Source organism: Streptomyces siamensis (genome assembly GCF_039543605.1).
Taxonomy (GTDB): domain Bacteria; phylum Actinomycetota; class Actinomycetes; order Streptomycetales; family Streptomycetaceae; genus Streptomyces; species Streptomyces siamensis.
On the sequence record NZ_BAABKB010000033.1, the window covers coordinates 1 to 19,582 of the forward strand.

Sequence of the window (19,582 nt, forward strand, 5' to 3'; positions counted from 1 at the left end):
CCGGAGTCTGGAAGGACCTCACCGACAACGTCAACTTCATGGCCTCCAACCTCACCTCCCAAGTGCGCAACATCGCCCAGGTCACCACCGCCGTCGCCGACGGTGACCTCTCGAAGAAGATCACGGTGGACGCCCGCGGCGAGATCCTCGAGCTGAAGGACACCGTCAACACGATGGTCGACCAGCTACGGGCGTTCGCCGACGAGGTGACACGCGTGGCCCGCGAAGTGGGCACCGAAGGGCAACTGGGCGGGCGCGCCCAGGTCGGCGGCGTCTCCGGAGTCTGGAAGGACCTCACCGACAACGTCAACTTCATGGCGGACAACCTCACCTCGCAGGTCCGCAACATCGCCCAGGTGGCCACCGCCGTCGCCCAGGGCGACCTGTCCAAGAAGATCGACGTCGACGCGCGCGGCGAGATCCTCGAACTCAAGACGACCATCAACACCATGGTCGACACGCTGTCCTCGTTCTCCGCCGAGGTCACGCGCGTGGCCCGCGAGGTCGGCAGCGAAGGCCAACTGGGCGGCCAGGCACGGGTCGAGGGCGTCTACGGCACCTGGAAGCGGCTGACGACGAACGTCAACGAACTCGCCCTCAACCTGACCACGCAGGTACGCGCCATCGCCGAGGTCGCCAGCTCAGTGGCCCAGGGCGACCTCACCGGCTCGATCGCGGTCGAGGCCAGCGGCGAGGTCAACGAGCTGAAGAACAACGTCAATCTGATGGTCTCCAACCTCCGCGAGACCACCCGCGCCAAGGACTGGCTGGAGTCGAACCTCACCCGTATCGCCGGACTCATGCAGGGCCACCGCGACCTGGTCGAGGTCGCGGACCTGATCCTGCGTGAGCTCACCCCACTGGTCAACGCCCAGTTCGGGGCCTTCTTCCTGGCGGAGGCGGGTGCCGAACCCGGCCGGGGCCTGCAGTTCATCGCCGATTACGGCAGCGCCGAGGGCCCGGACGAGAGCACCCACCCCGACACGAGGAAGCCGGTGCGGGGACTGATCGCCCAAGCCGCTCTCGAGAAGAAGCGCATCCTTGTCGACGCGGTTCCGCCGGGATACATCAGCATCGAGTCCGGGCTCGGCTCGGCGCCGCCGACCAGCATCGTCGTCCTCCCGATCCTGTTCGAGGGCGAGGTGCTCGGAGTCATCGAACTCGCCTCGTTCAGCAGGTTCAACGAGGTCCACCTGGCCTTCATCGACCAGTTCGTGAACACCATCGGCGTCTCGATCAACACGATTCTCTCCAACGCGCGCACCGAGGCCCTGCTCTCGGAGTCGCAGCGGCTCACCACGGAACTACGCCGCTCCAACGCGGAGCTGGAGGACAAGGCCGCCCTGCTGGCCAGCTCGTCGCAGTACAAGTCGGAGTTCCTGGCCAACATGTCGCACGAGCTGCGCACCCCGCTGAACTCGCTGCTGATCCTGGCCCGGCTGCTGGCGGACAACCCCGACGGGCATCTCAACGAACAGGAGGTGGACTTCGCGGCCACCATTCACCGGTCGGGATCGGACCTGCTCCAGCTGATCAACGACATCCTGGACCTGTCGAAGATCGAGGCGGGCCGGATGGACGTCCATCCCAGGAAGCTGCCGCTGACCAAGCTGCTGAACTACGTGCATGCCATGTTCCGGCCGCTCGCGAGCGAGCGCGGACTGTCCTTCGACGTCACGATCGGCGACGGCGTGCCGAGCGAGCTGCATTCCGACGAACAGCGGCTCCAGCAGATTCTGCGGAACCTGCTGTCCAACGCGGTGAAGTTCACGTCGTCGGGCAGCGTGGAGCTGCGGGTCGAACGGGCAACGGGCCAGGAGATCGAGCGGGAGGGACTGCCGACGAGCGAACCGATCCTCGCGTTCCATGTCGAGGACACCGGAATCGGCATCCCGCGGGAGAAGCTGGCCGTCATCTTCGAGGCGTTCCAGCAGTCCGACGGCACCACCAGCCGCAAGTACGGCGGCACCGGGCTCGGACTCTCCATCAGCAGGGAGATCGCCGGCATGCTGGGCGGCAGGATCGTCGCCGACAGCGAACCCGGCGTCGGCTCCCGGTTCACGCTGTACGTGCCCGCGCGCTACAGCGCAGAAGCTGCGCCCACGGCCGAATCTCGGAATATCCCCGCGAGCCCGGAGGCGGAGACCACGCCGCCCGCCTCCCTGTTGTCGGCCGGGCCGCTCGACGCTCCCTCGGCGGCGCGGACGACGAGCGTCCCGGAGCTCCCCGTCGGCATGACGGCAGCGGCCACCGGCCGGGACACATCGAGCTGGCCGGAAACCACGCGGCTCAAGGAGTGGATCACCGGTCGGCCGCGCAAGGTGCTGGCCGGGCGCACCGTCCTCATCGTGGACGACGACATCCGTAACGTCTTCGCGCTCATGCATGTGCTCGGCCGGGTGGGCATCACCGCCAAATATGCCGAGAACGGACGCGAAGGACTCGAGATGCTGGACCGTGTGCCCGCCATCTCGCTGATTCTGATGGACATCATGATGCCCGAGATGGATGGGTACGAGACCATCGGCGCCGTGCGGCGATCCTCCCGCTTCGCCGGTGTGCCGATCATTGCGCTGACCGCCAAGGCCATGCCGGGAGACCGGGAGAAGGCCCTCGAAGCGGGCGCTTCGGAGTACGTTCCGAAACCCGTGGACGTGGACCACCTGCTGTCCGTGGCCTGCGATCTGCTCGACCCGCAGGGTCAGTCCGCGAGTCCGCCGCCCGAGCAGGCGCAGGACGTCGTCGAAGACGACGTGGACCCGTCGAGGCAGGGGTCATGACTACACACGCGACCGAGAAGTGCAACATCCTGATTGTCGACGACATCGAAGAGAACCTGATCGCGCTCGAGGCCCTGCTCGGCCCGCTGGGCCAGAAGTTGGTGCGCGCCCACTCCGGTGAGGAGGCGCTGAAAGCCATGCTGCGGCAGGACTTCGCCGTTGTGCTGCTCGACGTCCTCATGCCCGGCATGGACGGCTTCGAGACCGCCGCGAACATCAAGCGTCTGGACCAGACCAAAGATGTGCCGGTCATCCTCCTGACCGGGGCCGAGGTCGAGGCGGACTATGCCTACCGCGGATATTCGATCGGTGTCGCGGACTTCCTCACGAAGCCGTTCGACCCGTGGCTGCTGCGTACCAAGGTCAGCATCTTTCTCGACCTGTATCGGAAGAACCGCCAACTGGCTTCCCAGGCCGAGCAGTTGCGCCGTCTCTTCGCCGAGGCCGGGACCGCCACGGCCCCCAAGGCCCTCGCAGGGGCGACCGAGGACGAAGCCACGCCCGAAAGCCTCGAGGATCGACCGCCATCACCAGAGACCGCGCCACGTGCCACGCCTGCATGGCCCGAGGAACGGCTGGCGGAGATAGGCGAGCAGCTGGCGCAGGTCGAACTCCTGCTGCGCGACACCAAAGGCTCTGAGACCCCCAACCTCGCCAACCGCGTGGCCGAACTCGAACGAGCCGTCGGCAGTCTGCTCCTGCGACCCGAGTGACAGCAGGGGCCGTCCCCGGGATCGGCCGTCCACCGGCGCCGCCCTGACGCGGAGCACAGGCGTCGCGCGCACACGGACCACCGGCGCCGCCCGCGCACGGACCACCGGCGCCGCGCGTACACGGACCACCGCGCCCGCGGCCCGCGACAGGGCTCGGAGACGCGCTGCGGCCCTACCGACGAGTGTCCAGGGCCTCGGCCTCCTCAACCGGGCACAGGGTCATCTCCGGGCCGAGCAGAGAGGGGTCTGGCGTTTGTGCTCCACCCGCTGCGGGTCGATCCTTGAGACAGCGGGCGGGCCCGCCCAGCAACCGGGGTGGCGAAGGGCTGACGTGCCATGACCACACCATCGAGTGGTCCCGAGGCGGTCGGCCTCGGCGACGAGCAGAGGAGCTTCGAGACCGCCGCCGTCATGCTGGACAGGCGCGGAGTGGTGACCGGCTGGAGCCCGGAGGCCGAGAAGTTGCTCGGTTACGGCGCACAGGAGGTGCTGGGGCACTCGATCGATACGCTGACGGCACAAGCCGAGGGGCAGGGGCCGGCGGCGTGGCTCACGCAGCAGCCGGCCTCCCAGTGTCGCCGCGACCTCACCTTCCGTCACCGCTACGGCCACCTCCTGCGGGCCACGGTGGTCCGCCATCGCCTTGCCGACACGGTCTCGGGTCCGGCGTTCCTGTTGTTCCTCACGGATGCCGAGGACTTCAGAGCCTGGCAGACACAGCAGGCCGTGCTGCACGGCATCACGACGCAGTCCCCGGTGGGCATGACGATCTACGGCCCCGACCTGCGGGTGGCCTGGGCGAACGCCGCCGCCCGGCAGGAACTGCCCGGGCCGTTCGCCGACTACCTGGGACGCAGCGAGGACGAGCTGTATCCGGGAAGCCAGGTGCTGTCCGCGCAGCACCCCACCACGGTCACCCAGCTCATGAGCAGGGTGCTCAGTACCGGGCAGACCGTGGTGGGACTGCACTACCGCGGCCGCCCTCCCTCCGATCCGGACCATGAACATGTGTGGTCGCTGTCCTACTACCGGCTGCAGGACGACGAAGGACGGTCACTGGGCGTGTGCGAGGAGTCCGTGGATGTCACCGACCTCCACCAGGCACAACGGCGCCTGGCCCTGGTCAACGAGGCCAGCGTCCTGATCGGCAGCACGCTCGACCTCGACCGCACCGTCCAGGAACTGGCCGAGGTGCTGGTGCCGCAGGTCGCCGACTTCGCCGCCATCGACCTGCTCGGCGACGTACTGGACGGTCGGGAACCCGACGCCCGGTGCCCCGGCCGTGACGAGGCCATGCGCAGGGCGGTCCATCGCTCCGTACGCGAAGACCTGCCCGAAGCCGTCGTCACACCCGGTCGGCCGGTCGACTACCCGGAAGGTTCCCCTCAGAGGCACTGCCTCGCCACCGGCCACCCCGTCCTCAACGCCGTCCTGGACCTCTCCAGCCCATGGCTGCTTCAGGACAGCGTGCGCAGCGGCCGCCTGCGCACCCTCGGTGTCCATTCACACCTGGTCGTTCCGTTGCGCGCGCGAGGGATCACCATGGGGGTGGCCACCCTCATGCGTTGGCGTACCCCGGAAGCCTTCGCGTCCGACGACCTGCTGCTCGTCGAGGAGCTCGCCGCACGCGCCGCCGTCTGCATCGACAACGCGCGCCGCTACACCCGCGAGCACCTGTCCGCGCTCACCCTGCAGCGCAGCCTCCTCCCGCACGAACTGCAGGCCCACCTGGCCGTCGAGGCCGCGTACCGCTACCTGCCTGCCGACACCGAGGCGGGGGTCGGCGGCGACTGGTTCGATGTCCTGCCCCTGGCCTGCGCCCGGGTGGGACTGGTCGTCGGAGACGTCATCGGCCACGGCCTCCACGCGGCGGCGACCATGGGACGGCTCCGTACCGCCGTCCACACTCTCGCCGACATCGACCTGCCACCCGACGAGCTGCTCTCGCACCTCGACGACCTCGTCCAGCGCCTGGCCGAAGAGGCCGACGCGGCACACCCCACAGGAGTCGAGGGCGTGGTCGGCGCCAGCTGCCTGTACTGCATCTACGATCCCGTCACGCGCCGCGCCACCGTCGCCCGCGCCGGCCACCCGCCGCCCGCCCTCGCCCACCCGGACAAGGCGGTGGAGTTCCCCGACATCCCCGTGGGTCCCCCGCTGGGTATCGGGGGCCTGCCGTTCGAGTCGGCCGAGGTGGACGTCCCGGACGGCTGTGTCCTTGCCCTGTACACGGACGGCCTGTTCACGGCAGCCGACGGTGACGCGGACACCGGACTGGAACGCATCAGCTTCGCTCTCGCCCACCCCGACCGGCCTCTGGAGGAAATCTGCGACACCATCGAGCAGGCCCTGTTGCCGGAACGCTCACCGGACGACGTCGCCTTCCTCGTCGCGCGACCCCGCCCGATCGCCGCCGAGAACGTCGGCACCTTGAGCCTCCCGTTCGATCCCGCCTCGGTGGGGCAGGCCCGCAAGGTGACCAGCGACTGCCTGGCGCGGTGGCGGCTGGAGGATCTGTCGTTCTCCGCGGAGCTGATCGTCAGCGAACTGGTCACCAACGCCATCCGGCACGCCCAGGCCCCCATCGAGCTTCGCCTGATCCGCACCGAGAACAAACTCATATGCGCCGTCTCCGACCACAGCAGCACCACTCCGCACATGCGACGGGCCAGGCTGGGTGACGAAGGAGGCAGAGGACTGTTCCTCGTCGCCCAGTTCGCCCTGCGCTGGGGCACCCGCTCCACCGAGGACGGCAAGGTCATCTGGGCGGAACTCTCCCTGCCCGGGCCGGGCAACGGTCCCCCTGACCCGTGACGCGCGCAGGAAGCCGAACGGCGTGCGTGCCGACGTGCCCACACCTGGCGCGTGGTCGGAGGGCCGATGTCGGCACGGCGATACGGGTTGTGAGCCTCGCTGCTGACCCGCCTCCGCCGGTGGTCGGCAGACGCCGGCATCGAGCGGATGCCTGAAGACCTCGGGGTGTCCGGGTCATCCGCAGGACAGCAAGCCGGCCTTCTGCTTGGCGTTCAGAACGCGATGGACGCTTGCATCCACCTGCGCGCGGAAGGTCGCGCTCTGTGTCATGCGACCCTGCACTGCCTGGGTCATGGCCGGGATCAGCTTCGGTTCGACCGTGAGGACCAAGTCACCGCCGGCAGACAAGAACTTCACCGCCCGGTCGCCCGCGGGCACGGCCTTCACCGCCACCGCGTTGCCGAGATCGTCCGATACGACCACGCCCTTGAAGCCCAGAGTCTTGCGCAGCAGGCCCTGAATCACCGTCGACGAGAACGCGGCCCGGTGAGTCGGGTCGATCTTGCTGTAGGTGGCGGACGAGATCATGACGAACGGCGCTCCGGCTTTGATCCCGGACTCGAACGTGGTGATGCTCGCGCTTTCGCTCGTCGTCACGGTGTCCACGACGTTGGCTGTGGTGTCGGTGTTGTCCCGTACGTAGCCGAGCCCCGGAAAGTGCTTGAGCGTGGCCATCACTCCGGACTGGGCGGAGCCCGCAAGAAACGCGTCACTGTGGGGGGCCACGGTCGCAGCGGTGTGTCCGAACTCGCGGTCGTACCGGCCGATCGGAGCGTTGGCCCTGCCCAGGCTTTCGGGCACGACATCCGCAACGGGGGCCAGGTTCAGATTCACACCGGCTGCCCTGAGCTCCTTGGCCCATACGGCGGCTTCGTCACGCAACTTCGACGTCGTCCAGCTTCCCTGCGTCAAGGCGCTCGGGATGGTCGAGAATCCGGGCCCGCTCAGCACCTGCACCTGTCCACCCTCCTGGTCCGTCGACACCAGAAGGCCCACACGGTGCCCTGCCGCGCTGTCAGCCTTGGCCTGCAGACCCTGGACGAGGGTGTTGGTCGCCGTGGTTCCGGCACTGCTCCGGCCGGCCAGGAACACCGAGCCGACGTGGTACTTGCGCATGAGCTCGATGCGCGTGCTGTCCGGCGCGGACGGCGTCACCGATCCCATGAAGAGCTGACCGACACGCTGCGGCACCGTCATCGCCCTGAAGGTCCTGTCGGCACACGTGTTCGCCGCGAGGTTCTTGGGCGTCCCGGACGGGTCGATGATGGCGGCCTGCGAGATCTGCACGCCTGCCACTCCCGCCACCGCGAGCGACAGCGCCAGCGAGGACGCGAACCAGACGGGACGCTTGATGCCGAAGGGGTGGGCGGGCGACCGGTGCAATGCCATGAAGAGACTCCGAGTGTGCCTGCGACGGGCCGCTCGGATTCTGAGCGGGTGGTCAGTTGCCGAACTCATGATATCAACGCGCGGGGACTGAACCCTCAGGCCGATGCCGTCGGCAGGAGCACGGTCCGGGAGTCGCCTGAACCGAGTCACTCACCAGGCGTCAACCACATTGCAGGTCTGCGCTGTTGAGTGTCCGCATGGTAGCTTCACTGCGCCGTGCACCACTACGAGCTCTGGAGGTGAGACCGATCAACGCTGTGACAGGTCGGGACTCCCTCACTCGCATGGTCCAGGGAGTGCCCGCAGAAGGCATCCCGAAAGGCCAGAATGGCTATGCGCTTCGGCACTGCGACGTCGGTTGACGGCGTCCGCGAACAACACTTCACCCTCGGCGAGATACCCGGTGTGCTCTGGACCCCGGAAGCCGCCGTCGGCACTCGGCCCCTCATCCTGATGGGACACGGCGGCGGCCGGCACAAGAAGGCTCCTGAGATCCTGGCTCTGGCCTACCCCTTGGTGGCCGCATACGGATTCGCGGTGGTGGCCGTCGACGTGCCCGGCCACGGTGACCGGCCCACTGACGAGAACTACGACCGGATCGCGACCGAAAACCAGGCGCGTGTGGCGGCCGGCGAGGAGCTGGCCCCGTTGATGGCCGCCTTCCAGGCACTCGTGGCACGCCGGACCGTCCCGGAATGGCAGACGGTTCTGGATGCGGTTCAGCGACTCGACCACGTCGGCACCGGTCCCGTGGGCTATTGGGGTGTGTCGCTGGGGTGTGGACTCGGCGTACCGTTCGTCGCCGCCGAATCCCGGGTGCGCGCCGCGGTACTGGGACTCGGCGGAGCGCTTGCAGCAGGCGAGCCTGCCGGGCGCATCACCGTTCCCGTGCGGTTCCTGCTGCAGTGGGACGATGAGCGGGTGCCGCGAGACCAAGGCCTGGCGCTGTTCGACGCCTTGGCCTCGGCCGAGAAGACACTGCACGCCAACCCGGGCAAGCACGGCGAGGTTCCGGCCCACGAGCTGGGGAGCACCCTTCAGTTCTTTGCCCGGCATCTCGGCTGACACCATCGACCGCAGTCGATGACGTGCCGATCGGGACCACGATCCCGATCGGCACGTGAATCTCCTCAGGCTTTGCGCTCCGCTGCGCGCTTTCGCGCCTCCTCGAGCGCGGCTCCCCATCGCCGGTTGACGTCATCGGGCCGCTGGTGCCCGCATTCGACGAGACGGCCCGCCTGGTCGACGACTTCCGCGTAGCAGTCACCGGCCTCGATCCAGACGGCGACATTCTCGATTCCTGCCGACCGGTCGTCGTCGTCCACCCAGAAGACCACGGAGAACGCCAACTCGTCACCGCTGTAGTCAGATCGGACTCGGAACGTCTCGTCAGGCCTGAGCCATCGATCCTCACCGAGTGGCTCGAGCCACATCGTGAGCCACCCTTTTGAATCGTTGCGGATCTCCATGACAGCCATGTCGGCACCCTAAAGGGTGTTGCACAACGCGGACTGATCTCTCCGAAGGGGCTTTGAAGCCCCTGTAAGGACGGCGGAAAACGGTGCACATCCGGGCGGTTGACCTTGCTGCGAGTGGCCGGATCTGAGCGTGATCACTGTTGTGCAACACCCTTTAAGGCTTGTCCCGCATCAGCGCGTGCGTCGAGGCGCGGTGGCATACGAGGCCCCGGTGAAGCGTCGGCTAACGGCTACTCGGCTCGCAGTTCCGCAACCACTCCCCCTCGGCGTCGCCTTCACGGCGTCCGGCACGCTCGTACTGTTCGATCATTGTTCGCGCCTTGTACGCCTTTTCCGTGTGTCATGGCAGACGGTCGTGAACGCGGCGGGTGCAATCCCATGTTTGGGTGCGATGCTGGGTGTTCACTTCCTTCTCACTCTGGGTTGCACGCCCGGCGGCCCGAGATGACAACGTTGTCATACCGATGGAGCCGAACCGAGCGTGCGTAGAGCAACGCTGGAGAGGTTCCGTGCCCATCAGATCCCATCCCCCCTTCCCCCGCGTGATCCCTCCGAGAGCCGCCGTCCGGCGTCGCCGGCCAGTGCGCGCGGCCGTCGCGGCGCTGCTCACCGGGGCGCTCGGCGTCGCCGCGCTGGCGGGTGGCGGCGCGGCCGTGGCAGTGCCCGTCGCCGCCACGGCCACGGGGTCCGGCGGGACGGACTACACGAGACTTGTCGACCCGTTCGTGTCGACCGCAGGCGATGACGGCAACGACCTGCCGGGCGCTCAGGCCCCCCACGGACTGGCCAAGGTCAACCCGCTGACCACGCCGGACCGCAATCACACCGGGTACGACTACAACGAGGACCACATCGCCGGGTTCACCGCGACGAACCTCGACGGTGTCGGCGGCTCGGGAGGCGGTGGCGACCTGCTCGTCGTCCCGACCTCCGTGCAGTACGACAACCGGCCCGCCCCCAGCACGTACGCCCACGCGTACAGCCACGACGACGAGACCGCGACGCCCGGCTCCTACCAGGTGGGCCTCGGCGCGATCTCCGGAACCGCGTCGTCGGTGAAGCAGGACTCCGGCACCATCAAGGCCGAGATGACCGCGACGACCCGCACGGCGCTGCAGCGGTACAGCTTCCCCGCCGGGTCGAACCCCGAGCTCGTCCTCGACCTCGCGAACAACTTCACCAGCCGCACCCGCTCGACCATGAAGACGACGACGCTCCCGGACGGGACCACGTCGATCAGCGGGCTCGTCGCGGGGTCGTTCAACGGCGCCTCGTACAAGCTGTACTACGACGCCACCACGAACGTCCCCGTCACCTCCCTGAAGAGCTGGGGCGGCGACGGCAAGCTGAGCGGGGCGACCACGCAGGACGGGTCCGACACCGGCGCCGTCCTCGGGTTCGACAAGTCCCACGGGGACGACATCGAACTGCGCATCACGCTGTCGCCGATCAGCGCGGAACAGGCCGCGACCGACCAGCAGAGCGAGGTGGGCAGCCTCTCCTTCGACCAGGCGCGCGCGCAGACGAAGGCGGAGTGGAACAGCGCGCTGGGCGCCGTCGACGTGCGCTCCTCGGCGAAGTCCGACCCCGGGTCGACGCTCACCAAGGAGTTCTACACACACCTGTACCGCATGTACGCACTGCCGGTGAACGCCACCAGCACCAGCGGTACGTACCGCGGCGCCGACGGAGCGGTGCACAAGGCGAACGGCTTCACGTACTACGACGGCTGGTCCACCTGGGACGACTTCCGCAAGTACTCCGTCGAGGCGTACATCGACCCGGCCACCTACCGGGACATGATCCAGTCGCTGATCGTGCTCTTCGCCGATACGCGCACCTCGGGCAAGAGCCTCGGCAGCCTCACCCACTCGGTCCCGACCGTGCGCTGGGAGCGCTCGGCCGTGCTGGTCGCCGACGCGCTGTCGAAAGGCTTCAAGAACTTCGACCGGCTCGACGAGGCGTACCCGGCGCTGCTGTCGTACTCCGGGTACTACACGGGAGCGCAGCTGCGGCAGGGATACGTCACAGGGGATCCCGGTACGACCGTCCAGCGCGGCTACGACCAGTGGGCGCTGTCCGTCGTGGCCGACGCGCTCGGCAAGGACGCGGACGCGAAGAAGCTGCGTACCCAGTCGACCATGGCGATCGACAACCTCGTGAAGTCAGGTGCCTGGACCGCGTCCGACGGCACCAAGGTCGGTCTGCTCACCCCGCGCGCGGCGAACGGCGACTGGCAGAGCGCCGACTACGAGAAGTTCGAGGCGGCCGGCCTCTACCAGGGCACGCTGTGGCAGTACCACTGGTACGACGCGTACGACATGGGCGGCCTCATCAAGGCCATGGGCGGCGAGAAGGCCGGCAAGGCCGCGGTCAAGCACATGTTCGGCGAGGACTCGACCGTCGACGACGGCTCGACCATGCTGCACTCCAACGCGAACGAGATCGACCTCCAGGCCCCCTACCTCTTCAACTACGTCGGTGAGCCGAGCCTGACGCAGAAGTGGGTGCGCGCCATCTACACCGGCACGACCTGGAACCGCTACATCGCGACGGGCTCGACGAACGAAGCCCCCAGCTCCGGCGGCCAGTTCACCCCGCCGGTCAGGACTCAGGTCTACAAGCTCTCCCCGAACGGCTTCCTGCCGACCATGGACAACGACGCCGGCACCATGTCGACCATGTTCGTCGGCGCCGCCCTGGGCCTGTTCCCGGTGACCGCCGGATCCAGCCAGTTCCAGATCGGCAGCCCGTTCTTCGACTCGACGACGATCACCTACGCCAACGGCTCCCGGTTCACGGTGAAGGCCGACGGCGTGTCGCCGAGCGACTACTACGTGCAGAGCGCGACCCTCAACGGCAAGCGGTTCGACAACACGTGGCTGGACTACTCGCAGATCATCTCCGGCGGAACCCTGGACTTCACCATGGGTTCCAAGCCCTCCCAGTGGGGCGCCCACACCGAGCCCGCGTACTCGCTCGACACCGACTCCGGCGACACAGGTGACGGCGGAACGGGAACGGGCAAGGGCGACACCATCGTCTCCGCCCGTCCGGGCACCGTCGACACCGACGGAGACGGCACCGTCGACGGCGCCGTGAAGCTCACCCTGTCCGGCCCGGCGTCGTTCGCCGCCCGCAAGGGAACCAGCCTGACCAGGACCGGAGCGGCGACCGTGACCGGCCTGCCGGGCGGTGTCACGGCGGACCTCCGTGTCACCGGCTCGCGCACGGCGACGCTGTCACTCACCGGCGCCACGCAGGTCGACGCGCACATCGGCATCACGTTCCACGACGAGTCCTTCGCCCACGGCGTTCCGGCCTCGACGGTACGTGGCACCGGGATATCCCCGACCGACCCGCTCGTCGTCTCCGCCGCCGCGGTGCACCGCAAGGCCCTTCGCGCACGCGTCGACGAGGCGGTGCTGGTGCGCAGCGGCAACTACTCCGACGGCTCCTGGACGCTGTTCCGTTCGGCGCTCGAACGCGCGCGGACCGTCCTCGCGGACACCGACTCCGCGACGGGCACGATCATGGCCGCGGACGACGCACTCCAGTCGGCCATCGACACGCTCACCATCGACGAGGGCGGCTACGCCGTCCTGCAGGCCGAGTCCCCCGACCAGAAGGAAGGCCCCAGCCTCACCAGCGAGAAGAACAACTCGGACGGCAATCTCGGTGGTGTCACCGAGGGTTCGTGGGAGCGGTTCACCAAACTGGACTTCGGCGGAGTCGCCCCGCGGACCGTCTCGGTCCGCTACGCGAACTCGCAGGCGACCGACGCGAAGCCGAGCAGTGTCGACATCCACGCCGGTGCTGCCGACGGGCCCCTCGTCGCCACCGTCCAGCTTCCCGGAACCGGCGGCTGGCAGTACTACAGCACGGTGCAGGCGGCCGTCACCGACCCGGACGCTCTGATGGACGCCTCCAGTGCCACGTTCGTGTTCCACGCCCCGGCCGGCCAGCAGTGGGTGTCGAACTTCGACTGGTACCAGTTCTCGCCGTACGACGTCTCCACGTCCCCCGCGACCACGCTCGCCACACTGACCGCGGTCAACAGCACCACGACCGGCGGTGGTTCGGCCCCGCTCAACCTCTCGAACGGCATCTTCGAGAACGTGACGAACGGCGCGTGGGCCGAATGGAAGGACACCGACCTGCGCGACGGCGCCGACACCGTCACCGTCCGCTATGACAAACCTCAGTCGCGCGCGGCGTCGGACTCGCACATCGAACTGCATCTCGGTTCGAAGGACGGCCCGAAGACCGTGAACGTCCCCCTCGACTACAGCGGTTCGGGCTGGGGAACCATCGCCACCACGAGCATCCACCTCGATCCGAGCGTCTTCACCGGCGTCCAGGACGTATACGCCGACTTCGTCTCCAGCACGCAGTCGTCCTCCCAGCCCTACGTGGGGAACATCTACTCTCTGACCCTGACGCAGGACACCGACGCCCCCGTCGGCTTCGACGCCACCGCGTTCCGCTCGAACAGCGGCGGCGGGCTCAAGAGCGAGCCGGTCGGCTGGACCGGCGCGGGCTCCACCACCGACCTCGGCGGCACCTACAACGGAGCCTGGCTCAACTACGGGGACATCGACTTCGGCAGCTCCTCGAAGAGCACCGTCACGATCACCTACGTCAACAACTCCGCCCGTTGCGGCACCGGTTCCGCCGTCGAGCTGTACCTCGACTCCTTCGACACGGCCGACCCCGGCACGCCGTACGCGACCGTGCCGCTGCCGGTCACGGGAGCCGCGTGGTCGTCCGGAGGGACGACGAGCCTGACGCTGCCCAAGGCGATCACCGGCACGCACACCGTCCACCTGCGGCTGACGACGAACCCGGACTCCTCGCACCCGTACGTCGCGAACCTGGGCCGGATCACCTTCAACCACGTCGAGACGCCCGCCGTCACGGACAAGTCAGCCCTGCGCAAGGCGATCGAGCGGTACGAGGGGCTCTCCGCCGAAGCGGCACGCTACGACACGATCGACTTCGGTGTGTACCGGCGCGAACTCGCCGCCGCACGCACCCTCGTCGACGCCGACGGCACGACCCAGCTCGAAGTCGACACCCGGAGCCGCAGCCTCACCCTCGCCGCCAAGCAGCTGATCCCGTTGCCGAGGCTGCGACTGGAGGACCTGGTCACGACCGCGTCGGCCCTCGAGGACGCGCGCTACACGGACGCGTCGTGGCAGGCGTTCACCAAGGCACTCGCCGAGGCGAAGACCGCGCTGGTGAACGACACGGCCACGGACGCGAGCCTTGCGGCACGGTACGACGCGCTCCAGCACGCCCTGTCCGCACTCACCACGAAGCCCAAGACGGTGCCCGCCGCGCCTGACGCGGTGTCGGCGACCTCGTCCGGCACGAGCGTGACCGTCGCCTGGTCGGCGCCCAAGGACACCGGCGGCTCCCCGCTCACCGGCTACAGGGTCACCCTGGACGACGGCCACCAGGTCGAGATCCGCGACCCGAACAGCCGGAGCACGACGTTCACCTGGCTGCGGACGGGCAAGCCGTACACGGCGCGCGTCCGTGCGGTGAACTCCGTCGGCACCTCGCAGCCGAGCGCGGCCACCGCACCCGTGGTGACCGACGGCGGCAAGCCGCAGAAGCCCACGGTCACAGGTGTGATCACCGCCGGCAAACTGGTCCGTGTGACCTGGCGCCCGGCCGGCGACGGCGGGTTCCCGATCATCGGCTACACCGTCGCCCTCAGCGACGGCACCACGACACACGTCTCCGCCACGACCCACACGGCGCTGCTCGCGGCCGCAGGCAAGGCGAAGGCGCACACCGCGACCGTCACCGCGCTCACCCTGGCCGGAAACTCGGACGACTCCCCCGCGGCCACGTCGGCGCACACCTCCGCCGCAACCGCCTCGGCGGACGCCTCCGACCCGACGTACGTGCCGTCCCCCTTCCCGGACGACACACTGAACGCGACCTATGCGTCGGACAAGTGGCCGGGGACCGGCGACGGGACCGACTACTTCTACGACCTGCTCAACGGCTTCGACGACCTCGACTCCGACATCCTGGGCGCCAACACCAAGGTGTCTCAGGGCACCCCGCTGACCGCTGAGAACGACCGGATCGCCGTACGCATCAACAACGCGGCGACGCAGAAGGAGGTCGACCGGGCCGAGGTCGACGCGACGAACAGCTCCACCGTCACGATGGCCGACGGCCTCGGCTCCCGGCTCGGCCAGATCTACAGCGATGCTCTGAAGGGCGGCCAACTACCGAAGACCAGCGCTCTGTTCTCCCGCGTCACGAAGAGCCTCGACAAGGGCGACGCGGCGAAGAACCACTACAGCTACCTGCGCCCGTATGTGCGACTCGGGTTCGTCGGCGACGGCGGCCACATCTACGAGTCGCAGGACGGCTCGTACGGAAGCCTCACCACCAGCGGCTCGTACCCGAGCGGCCACACCTACGGCGGCTACGAGGCAGGCACCATCCTTGCCACGCTCCTGCCGGAGCTCGCACCGTCGATCCTCGCGCGCACCTCGGAGTACGGGAACAACCGCATCGTCCTCGGGTTCCACTACCCGCTGGACGTCATGGGCGGCCGGATCTCCGGACAGGCGACCGTCGCGCACCGGTGGGCGGATCCCGAGTTCGCGGATCTGCTGATGCAGGCCCACACCGAGATGGAGAACGTCCTGCTCGCGCAGTGCGAGAAGCAGGGATACGGCGACACCCTAGAGGCCTGCGAGGGCGACGCCTACTCCGGCCTGAGCGAGGCGCAGGACGTCGACCTGTACACGCGGCGCCTGACCTACGGCTTCTCCCAGGTCGGGAAGGCCGGCCAGGCTCTTGAGGCGCCGTCGGACGCGGCGGCCCTGCTGCTGACGTCCTTCCCGGACCTCACCACAGAACAGCGCACCCAGATCCTGGAGCAGACCGCCACGGACTCCGGGTACCCGCTCGACCTCACCGGGGACGGCCGGGCGAGCTGGCAGCGGATCAACCTGGCGGCGGCGATGGCGGCCAAGGTGGCCGTGGGCGCCGACGGGTCGGTCACGGTGAAGAACTTCTCGGACGCCACCAAGGCCAGTGTCGCCGACGCCAAGTCGATCACTGTCGGAGGTGTCGCGATCGACGGGTTCGATCCGAACGTGTCCACGTACGTCGTCGACTGGCCGAAGAACAAGAAGATCCCGGCCGTCTCCGCCACACCGGCCCGGTCCGGCGCTCGGGTCGAGGTCACCGACGGCAGTTCGGTCCTCTCGTCGGCCGGCTCCCGGTTCACCACCCGCACCATCAAGGTGACCTCGGCCAACGGTTCGTTCACCAGGACCTACACGGTCGGGTTCCAGCCCACGGACCGCGACGACCGGCCGGTCGCGGCCGGAGGCAACGGCGGTGACCGCGACGCCGGCGCATCCAGTCTGTGGAACCCCGCAGGCAACGGAGCAGGCTCCGCCGACGGCACCGGACTCTGGTCGCCGGCGGCGGAGTGGGCGGAGCCCCTGAGAACCGACGGCGCCAACGGCACGCGGTGATCGCCGGACCAGCTGTGCGCCGTGGAGCGGCGCCAGGATCCTGCTGATCCTCGCGCGGCAACGCCGGTAGCGCTCGGCCCCTTTGGATGAACCACTGTGGTTCATCCAAAGGGGCCGTCGGCGTACTCTGACGTATCGAGGCCGTCATCGACACCTTCAAGAGCATGCTCAACCTGGAAAAGGCCAGCAACAGAGCGCCGGTCGGCAGGCTACCCAGCACCGCCCGACGCCTGCCGGCCCCGGCCGCCGCGAAGTATTGGGAGCCCTCGACAACTGTGGGTCAGCGGGCGGGTTCGAACAGTTCGATGAGGTTGCCGGCAGGGTCGGCGAGAAGGATCTGACGCCCACCGGGGCCCGAGACCGTATCGCTGCGGAAGGCGAGTCCGGCGCTACGCAGCCTTTCGATCTCGGTGTCGAGTTTGTCGACGATCAGGTGGATGCGGTTGCCCCCGGCGCCGAGGTCGCTGGGTGTGGCGCGGGCGCCGGAGCTGGCCGGGCCGGACAGCAGCAGCCGCAGCGGCCCGCGCGTCACGTCGGCGAATGCCGGGGCGGCGCTGGTGCGCAGAGTGAAACCCAGGTGGGTGGTGTAGAAGTCGACGGCCGCCTGGACGTCGTCGACGAGGTACCGGACGCCGGCAAACTGGTCGGGCGTGGTCACGGCTGAACCTCCTGTGGCGTGGGCATGAGCAGCGGCAGCAGGTAGCGGATACGGGTGTCGATCTCCGCTGCCGTGCGGACGAATGCGGGGTAGCCGACCGGGCCCGGGCCACTGGCTGCGGCGGGATCAGGAAGGCTCCAATGGACCAGTCGCGGCTGGCCGCCGAAGTCGGGACACACTTCGCGGACCTTGTCGCACAGGCTGATCACGTAATCGAATCGGCGGCCGACCAGAGTGTCCAGGTGCCGTGGATGCTGCCCCGAGATGTCGATGCCGTGCTGCTCCCGAAGGAGCTGGACGGCGACGGAATGGATGCGCGGTTTGGGGTGGCTGCCGGCGCTGGTCACCTCGACCCGACCGCCGGCGCGGTGATGAAGCAGCGCCTCGGCGATCGGTGAGCGGGCGCTGTTGCCCGTGCAGGCGAACAGGACAGCGGGGCGTCTCGACGCTTTGGTCAGCAAGGACGGCGGAGCGGGCGCGAAACCCAGCGCCGGGTGCAAGGCGCTACCTGCATCGGCGAGCGCGCGGGCGCACCGTGCCAGATCCAGGTGGTAGTAGCTGTCGCGGCCGTCGAAGCTGCTGCGGCGGGCGGCGACCAGCCCGCCGTCACGCAGGAGCCGCAGATGGTAGGAGACCAGGTTCTGCGGCTGGCCGACCCGCTCCACCAGCTCACGAACCCGGTAGTCACTCGCGGCCAGCTCGGACAGCAGCTGCCACCGGAGCGGGTGGGCGGCAAGGTGCACGAACGCCGGGGCGTCGGGACTCGAGGGCCTCACGAAGCCAAAATACATCAATCCGAATTGATGTACCTTGCTTTTGGGAGCCCGGCGCTCACCACTGGGAGACGGAGCCACGTCGTGAGTCGGATCGCGCAGGCGGCGTCACCTCAACTCCAGAGGCGGCTCGGCACTCCGGAACTCCAGCCCGCCATCGCGCGTCTACGCAGGCCTGCCTTCGAGGTCGAGAGTCCAGTTCTGGCTGACGAGGTCGTGACCGAAACTGCGGCCGGGTTCCTCGTCGGCGAGAGTGAAGCCGAAGTGCTCGTAGATCTTGCGCGCCGACACCAGGTTGCCAGTGGTCCACAGTGTCACCGTCCGGTACCCGGCCCCGCGGGCGAAGGCCAGGGACTCCGCGACGAGACGGGTGCCCAGCCCGAGGCCCCGGGCGGCCGGGGTGACGAGCAGGACCCGGAGCTTGGCCACCCCCGGCGAGTCGCCGGCGACCAGGAGCACGCAGCCCGCGCGTTCACCGTCGACCTCCGCGATCCACGCCCCCTCCGTGGCCGCGGAGTACCGTGCGGCGTAGTCGGCAACGATCGCGGCCACCAGGGCCTCGAACTCGCTGTTCCAGCCGAACTGCCGGTCGTAGATCTCGCCGTGGGCCATCACCACCCATCCAAGGTCGCCCGGACGGTCGGCACGGCGGATCACCACCTGCCGCTGGTCGACTCCCTCTGGCATCGCACACTCTCCGATTACATTGCATGACAATGAGCTACTGACACAACTGTGTCAGTAGCTCTAGGCTAGATCCATGCCCTCCGAAGCTGCAAACCCCTCCGCCCGCCACACCCAGCTACTCGAAGCCGCCTACGAGTTCGCGCTCACGCACGGCCTGACCTCCCTGTCGCTGCGCCCGCTGGCTGAGGCCATCGGCTCAAGTACGCGAGTCCTGATGTTCCTGTTCGGCAACAAGGACGGGCTCGTCAAGGCGTTGCTGGAGCGAGCTCGCACCGATGAGCTGGCACTCCTGGACGACCTCCGCCAGGCTGACCACCCAGTGGGCCTGGCGGCGGCGGCCAACCGTGTGTGGGCGTGGCTCGCCGCCGACGAGCATCGCGCACTCCTGCGACTGTGGGCCGAGGCCTACACGCGTTCCCTCGTAGAACCGGACGGCGCCTGGGCCGGGTTCGCCAGGGCCACCGTCGACGACTGGCTCGATGTTCTCGCCGCCTGCCAGGCGCAGCCGGACAGAGACAGTGAGGCTGGCACCGTCCGCCGCACCCTGGTCCTGGCGGTGCTGCGCGGAGCCCTGCTCGACCTTCTCGCCACGCACGACGAGCCCCGGGTGAGCGCCGCCGTCCGCCTGCAGTTGTCCCTCCTGGCGCACGACACCTGATCCAGGAAGATTTACCTGCCCGGCCGCCGGCACGCGCGCCGGCCTTCCTCCGAGGCCAGGTCCGGGAATGGCGGCTACCTTCCGCAAGGCACCAGACGCAGCGCCGCCGAGCACG

At 68.5% G+C, this 19,582-nt stretch carries 11 protein-coding genes; 6 read left to right on the forward strand and 5 right to left on the reverse strand.

The features are described 5' to 3' along the window. The 3 genes from ABEB03_RS34740 to ABEB03_RS34750 form a co-directional block, all read left to right on the forward strand. Positions 1–2,780 (forward strand): hybrid sensor histidine kinase/response regulator (locus ABEB03_RS34740; RefSeq protein ID WP_345656857.1); only part of this gene is annotated, 2,780 nt, incomplete at its 5' end. Beyond that, complete coding sequence (locus ABEB03_RS34745) at positions 2,777–3,493, forward strand: response regulator (protein WP_345656858.1); 717 nt, start codon at positions 2,777–2,779, stop codon at positions 3,491–3,493. The genes ABEB03_RS34740 and ABEB03_RS34745, both read left to right, overlap by 4 nt. Before the next feature lie 336 nt (positions 3,494–3,829). Continuing rightward, entirely contained in the window at positions 3,830–6,307 is a 2,478-nt protein-coding gene (locus ABEB03_RS34750) for a SpoIIE family protein phosphatase (protein ID WP_345656859.1), read from the forward strand. 174 nt (positions 6,308–6,481) lie between these two features. On the opposite strand, the gene ABEB03_RS34755 is transcribed toward ABEB03_RS34750, so the two are convergent. Continuing rightward, positions 6,482–7,696 (reverse strand): glycoside hydrolase family 3 N-terminal domain-containing protein, encoded by a 1,215-nt coding sequence (locus ABEB03_RS34755; protein ID WP_345656860.1) that lies wholly within the window; start codon positions 7,694–7,696, stop codon positions 6,482–6,484. Between the two features lie 333 nt (positions 7,697–8,029). On the opposite strand from ABEB03_RS34755, the gene ABEB03_RS34760 reads away from it, so the two are divergent. Then, positions 8,030–8,761, forward strand: a complete 732-nt coding sequence (locus ABEB03_RS34760; RefSeq protein ID WP_345656861.1) for an alpha/beta hydrolase family protein — start codon at positions 8,030–8,032, stop codon at positions 8,759–8,761. Positions 8,762–8,826: 65 nt separating this feature from the next. On the opposite strand, the gene ABEB03_RS34765 is transcribed toward ABEB03_RS34760, so the two are convergent. Next, a complete protein-coding gene (locus tag ABEB03_RS34765) occupies positions 8,827–9,174 on the reverse strand; it encodes a hypothetical protein (protein WP_345656862.1) in 348 nt (115 codons plus the stop codon). A 464-nt stretch (positions 9,175–9,638) separates the two neighbouring features. On the opposite strand from ABEB03_RS34765, the gene ABEB03_RS34770 reads away from it, so the two are divergent. After that, positions 9,639–16,691: a glycoside hydrolase domain-containing protein gene (locus ABEB03_RS34770; protein ID WP_345656864.1), complete on the forward strand. Its 7,053-nt coding sequence runs from the start codon at positions 9,639–9,641 to the stop codon at positions 16,689–16,691. A gap of 280 nt (positions 16,692–16,971) precedes the next feature. Here the strand turns inward: ABEB03_RS34770 and ABEB03_RS34775 are convergent, their stop codons facing one another. The 3 genes from ABEB03_RS34775 to ABEB03_RS34785 all read right to left on the reverse strand — a co-directional run bounded on the left by ABEB03_RS34775 (position 16,972) and on the right by ABEB03_RS34785 (position 18,809). Next, positions 16,972–17,349 (reverse strand): VOC family protein, encoded by a 378-nt coding sequence (locus ABEB03_RS34775; protein ID WP_345656865.1) that lies wholly within the window; start codon positions 17,347–17,349, stop codon positions 16,972–16,974. Then, on the reverse strand, positions 17,346–18,125 hold the full coding sequence (locus ABEB03_RS34780) for an arsenate reductase/protein-tyrosine-phosphatase family protein (protein WP_345656866.1): 780 nt from the start codon (positions 18,123–18,125) through the stop codon (positions 17,346–17,348). Before ABEB03_RS34780 ends, ABEB03_RS34775 begins: the two co-directional genes overlap by 4 nt. A gap of 162 nt (positions 18,126–18,287) precedes the next feature. Next, positions 18,288–18,809 carry a GNAT family N-acetyltransferase gene (locus tag ABEB03_RS34785; RefSeq protein WP_345656867.1) on the reverse strand — a complete coding sequence of 174 codons (522 nt, stop codon included), beginning with the start codon at positions 18,807–18,809 and terminating at the stop codon, positions 18,288–18,290. A 73-nt stretch (positions 18,810–18,882) separates the two neighbouring features. On the opposite strand from ABEB03_RS34785, the gene ABEB03_RS34790 reads away from it, so the two are divergent. Beyond that, positions 18,883–19,467, forward strand: a complete 585-nt coding sequence (locus tag ABEB03_RS34790) for a TetR family transcriptional regulator (RefSeq protein ID WP_345656868.1) — start codon at positions 18,883–18,885, stop codon at positions 19,465–19,467. Positions 19,468–19,582: the final 115 nt, after the last annotated feature.

What these genes read in the sequence shown, in the direction of transcription:
- ABEB03_RS34755 (WP_345656860.1), bottom strand. Translation starts at nt 7,696, where the DNA reads ATGGCATTGCACCGGTCGCCCGCCCACCCCTTCGGCATCAAGCGTCCC.
- ABEB03_RS34785 (WP_345656867.1), bottom strand. Translation starts at nt 18,809, where the DNA reads ATGCCAGAGGGAGTCGACCAGCGGCAGGTGGTGATCCGCCGTGCCGAC.
- ABEB03_RS34760 (WP_345656861.1), top strand. Translation starts at nt 8,030, where the DNA reads ATGCGCTTCGGCACTGCGACGTCGGTTGACGGCGTCCGCGAACAACAC.
- ABEB03_RS34790 (WP_345656868.1), top strand. Translation starts at nt 18,883, where the DNA reads ATGCCCTCCGAAGCTGCAAACCCCTCCGCCCGCCACACCCAGCTACTC.
- ABEB03_RS34745 (WP_345656858.1), top strand. Translation starts at nt 2,777, where the DNA reads ATGACTACACACGCGACCGAGAAGTGCAACATCCTGATTGTCGACGAC.
- ABEB03_RS34765 (WP_345656862.1), bottom strand. Translation starts at nt 9,174, where the DNA reads ATGGCTGTCATGGAGATCCGCAACGATTCAAAAGGGTGGCTCACGATG.
- ABEB03_RS34750 (WP_345656859.1), top strand. Translation starts at nt 3,830, where the DNA reads ATGACCACACCATCGAGTGGTCCCGAGGCGGTCGGCCTCGGCGACGAG.
- ABEB03_RS34770 (WP_345656864.1), top strand. Translation starts at nt 9,639, where the DNA reads ATGGAGCCGAACCGAGCGTGCGTAGAGCAACGCTGGAGAGGTTCCGTG.